This window comes from Dyadobacter sp. (assembly GCF_051859145.1).
Taxonomy (GTDB): domain Bacteria; phylum Bacteroidota; class Bacteroidia; order Cytophagales; family Spirosomataceae; genus Dyadobacter.
The window spans coordinates 1-4,143 of sequence record NZ_JBHYGF010000376.1 but is presented as its reverse complement, the minus strand read 5'-3'; the positions used below and the strand labels follow the sequence as shown (position 1 = coordinate 4,143).

The window sequence follows — 4,143 nt, the reverse complement described above, 5'->3', positions numbered from 1 at the left end:
CATCTTTCAAGTACCTCACGTGAGCCGTTGACCACACCCGAGCCGCCGAAATATTTGAGTGGATAAATCGCAAATTTGTTGGAATGGAAAACCTCGCTTCCTGCAATTCCCTGCAGCATGATATTCAGGTCAAAACCTTTGTAACCCAGGTCCACATTCATTCCGTAGGTCAGGGTAGGCCAGGGGCTTCCCAGGTTAACGCGATCCGCATCGGTAAGCTGGTTGTCTCCATTCACATCCCGGTATTTGAAATCTCCTGCAACTGCATTGGGCTGGAGTCTTTTATTTACTTCATCATTGGTCTGGTAAATACCTTCCACTACGTACCCACGGAAGTAACCAATTGACTGACCTACCTGTGTAAACGACGGGCTGATGCTCGTAAACGAAAGGGTAGGGCCGGTAATCGGCTGTCCCACACCAAGACTGAGCACTTCGTTTTTAAGCGTGGCCATATTGGCGCTCACGTCGTAGGTAAATGCACCTGCTTCTCCCCGGTAACCCAGCAAAAGCTCAACACCACTGTTGCGCACCTTTCCGCCATTGACCGAAGGAGCCGCCTGAAAACCTGCTTCAATTGATACAGGCAAGCTCACGAGCATATCTTTGGTTGTTTTGATATAATAATCCGCAGTCAGGTAAAGGCGCTCGTTCAGGAATGTAGCGTCGATACCGAAGTTGGTTTGCTCGCTCGTTTCCCATTTCAAATCGGGGTTGCCCGGACGCGACATGGATGCGCCGATTTCAAGCGCCTGGCTCGCGCCGAGTACGTAGTTGTCGTTCACGGTTCCCAGGCGGATGCTGCTCAGGTAACCGAATGAACCGATCGCGTCATTTCCAAGCCTTCCCCAGCTGGCGCGCAGTTTCAGCGAGCTTACCGGCGTTACGTTTTTCATGAATGCTTCTTCGGAAATATTCCAACCGGCTGACACGGAGGGGAAATTACCCCATTTATGACTTGGCCCGAAGTTGGATGAACCGTCGCGGCGAACGCTCGCGGATAGGAGGTACCTGTCTTTAAATGCATAGTTAACCCGCGCCAGGTACGAAGCCAGTGTATATTCGGAGCCGGTACCGCTTGCACGACGCTCGGTATCCTTGCTGCCGTTTACCACCTGCAGTTGCTCGTTTTGAAAATCACGCGCGGTCACGCCGATCCAGTTAACTGTATTTTTCTGTGCTGTCTGACCGGCTACGGCAGAAATCTTGTGGCTGCCGAGGGAAACAGAATAGGATAATGTATTTTCAAGAAGCCAGTTTAAACCCTGGGAATAATTTTCGCCCAGGATGGCCTGCAAATTTCGGTAGTGACCTCTTTCAGCTTTTGGCTCCCACGTACTTGTGCGGTTGTTATCTGTATCCAAACCTACATTGGTTTTCCAGCGCAGGCCGGGCAGGATTTCGTATTCACCAAAAATATTACCAAACATCCGCATGTTTCTCAGCTGGTTATCAATCGATCTCGCTCTGAGCAGCGGGTTGTCGCCTTGGGTGGTGTAATAGGCAGAAGACCCGTTTACTACATCATTTGGGCCGAGTGTGGGATAAAATTGCTGCGCAAGGTTGAAAATCCCGATACGCATTTCCTGGTTCTGCTGACCTTTGGCGCGCGAAAGTGCGAATGCGAGCGAGCTTCCGAAACGCAGCTTATCGTTTACTTTCAAATCGCCTGTAATGCGGCCCGTGAAGCGTTTGTACCAGGTTTCGATCAAAGTACCCTGTTGGTCGCGGTAGCCGAGTGACAATGCGCCTGAAATTTTCTTGCTGCCGCCTGAGATCCTGAGATCGTAGTTCTGTACCGGCGCAGTGCGGAACACTTCGTTGATAAAGTTGGTACCTGTGCCGAAAGAGCCTGGATTAGCCCATTCCGGATTCGGCGTCATACCTGAATTGGTGTACAATTCATTGGCCAGTGTTGCAAATTCAGTGGCGTTCAAAAAGTCGGGCTTGCGCCAGAGCTGCTGCATGCCCGTATATGCATCGAGGTTGATTCTGGTAGAACCATCTTTGCCGCGTTTGGTCGTAATCAATATAACTCCATTCGCAGCCCGCGCACCATAGATAGAAGCAGCCGCCGCATCTTTCAGTACTTCAATGGATTCAATGTCGTTGGGATTGACGATCGATAGTCCGTCAATGCGATCTGAACTTCCGGAAACACCCATACCTCCGCCGCCGAGCGGAAATCCGTCTACGACATACAGCGGCTGGTTACCGCCCGTAGTCCCGACCCCCCGTATACGTACCGAAGCTGCTCCTCCCGGCGCCCCGCTGGTCTGGTTGATATAAACACCCGGGATTTTACCTTGCAGCGAACTGGTGAAGCTGCTGGTAGGTACCTTCTGGATTTCCTCGGCTTTCACGGAAGTCACCGAGCCGGTAAGCTCACTGCGCTTCTGGGTTCCGTAACCAACTACCACCAGCTCGTCGAGCATGGTCTGACTAGCCGCCAGCACCACTTCAATCTCTGATCTTGTGCCGGTTACAATTTCTTTCTTTTCGTAGCCTATGAATGAAACGACGATAATCTCGTCTCCGGCCAGCTGGATTTTTAACCTGCCGTCTGCGTCGGTTGCTCCGCCGCGGGTAGTGCCTTTGATCGCCACGTTAACACCGGGTAGCGTGGTTCGGGAGGCACTGTCATACACCGTAATTTGAACATTTCGCATTTCCTGGGCGAAAGTCTTCGGCCCGGCGAACATGCAGAGTGCTACCGTCAGCAGCACCACTGTGATCTTTGAATAAAGTTTTAGAAACATACATTAAGGGTTAAGGAACATGAATTACTGGCACTGAAAATAAAACTCCGGTAGCGTACCCGGAACTTTGGATTATAATTGTTCGATTTTGGATTCAATAAAAGACAAACAAAACTTTAAAGTATCGGGTACGTACCCGAAAAGTAGTAAAATTCTTTATTATCCCAATGTCAGGTAGAATATTTTATTAGGGCTTGACTTGACCATTGAAAGAATGGTCGAATGAGTTGTTAGCCTATGATCCTTTTTGTCAATCAGGATTAGAAGCATGTAAACCACATCAGGGATTGCACGGACATATTTCAATGCTGTATTCAGCCGCAGCCATTGATAATTATGACAAATAGCTTGGAAGTGCGCATTTGGCAAAATACATTTGTGATTTATATTTTGTCTAAATAAGGTTAATGAAACTTCTTCTATCACTATCCATTTGCTTCCTCCTGTCATCCCACTGTTTTGCCCAGTCCGGCAAGCTGAAAGGTACAGTGGCGGACATTTCGAAAAACGCGCTTCCCGGTGTGAACGTGGTTATTAAAAACACCAGTACCGGAACGCAGACCAATGAATCGGGTTATTTTGAAATAGCCAATATCAACGACGGCAGCTACGTGCTTTCCGTGTCTTCCGTAGGCTTTAAGACCAAGGAAATTAGCTTTACCATTTCTCAGAACGAGGTGGATCTTGAAACCGTGACATTGTATGCCGGCGACGAGATCCTGCGTGAGATAGTTGTGGAAGGGGAGCGTGAAAACAAATTTTCGCGAAGCAAAACGGCTTATGTTTCCAAGTTACCGTTGCGCGATTTTGAGAATACCCAGGTTTACAGCACCATCACCAACTACCTGCTGAAATCCCAGATCGTCACCAACTTCGATGACGCTTTGAAGAATGCAACAGGGGTTGAAAATCTTTGGACTTCGACCGGTCGCGGCGGTGACGGGGCGGGGTACTTTTCATTGCGCGGGTTTTCGGTGCAGCCGAAGCTGGTGAATGGTCTGCCCGGGCTTACGAACGGGACGATCAACCCGGCCAACATCGAGCGCATTGAAGTACTGAAAGGACCTTCTGCTACTTTGTTCGGAAATGCAGTGAGCTCCTACGGCGGGCTGATCAATGTGGTTACTAAAAAACCTTTTGTGGGAACCGGGGGCGAGCTGTCGTTTACTACGGGCTCTTACGGTCTCAACCAGATCACGGGAGATTTTAACACGGCATTAAGCAAAGAAAAAAACCTGTATTTCAGGTTGAATACCTCTTATGCAACCGAGCGCAGTTTTCAGGATGCGGGTTTCAGAAAATCATTTTTCGTAGCGCCTTCCCTTTCTTATAAGGTAAACAACAAGCTGTCTTTCTCATTTTACGGAGAGATTACCCAGGCTGA

Annotated in this window: 2 protein-coding genes; one reads left to right on the top strand and one right to left on the bottom strand. The window is 49.1% G+C overall.

The window, feature by feature from the left end:
- A partial coding sequence (locus ACTIE6_RS19410; protein ID WP_439558221.1) for a SusC/RagA family TonB-linked outer membrane protein occupies positions 1 to 2,759 on the bottom strand: 2,759 nt, incomplete at its 3' end.
- Between the two features lie 407 nt (positions 2,760 to 3,166).
- Between ACTIE6_RS19410 and ACTIE6_RS19405 the strand changes: the two genes are divergently transcribed.
- A partial coding sequence (locus ACTIE6_RS19405; RefSeq protein ID WP_439558220.1) for a carboxypeptidase-like regulatory domain-containing protein occupies positions 3,167 to 4,143 on the top strand: 977 nt, incomplete at its 3' end.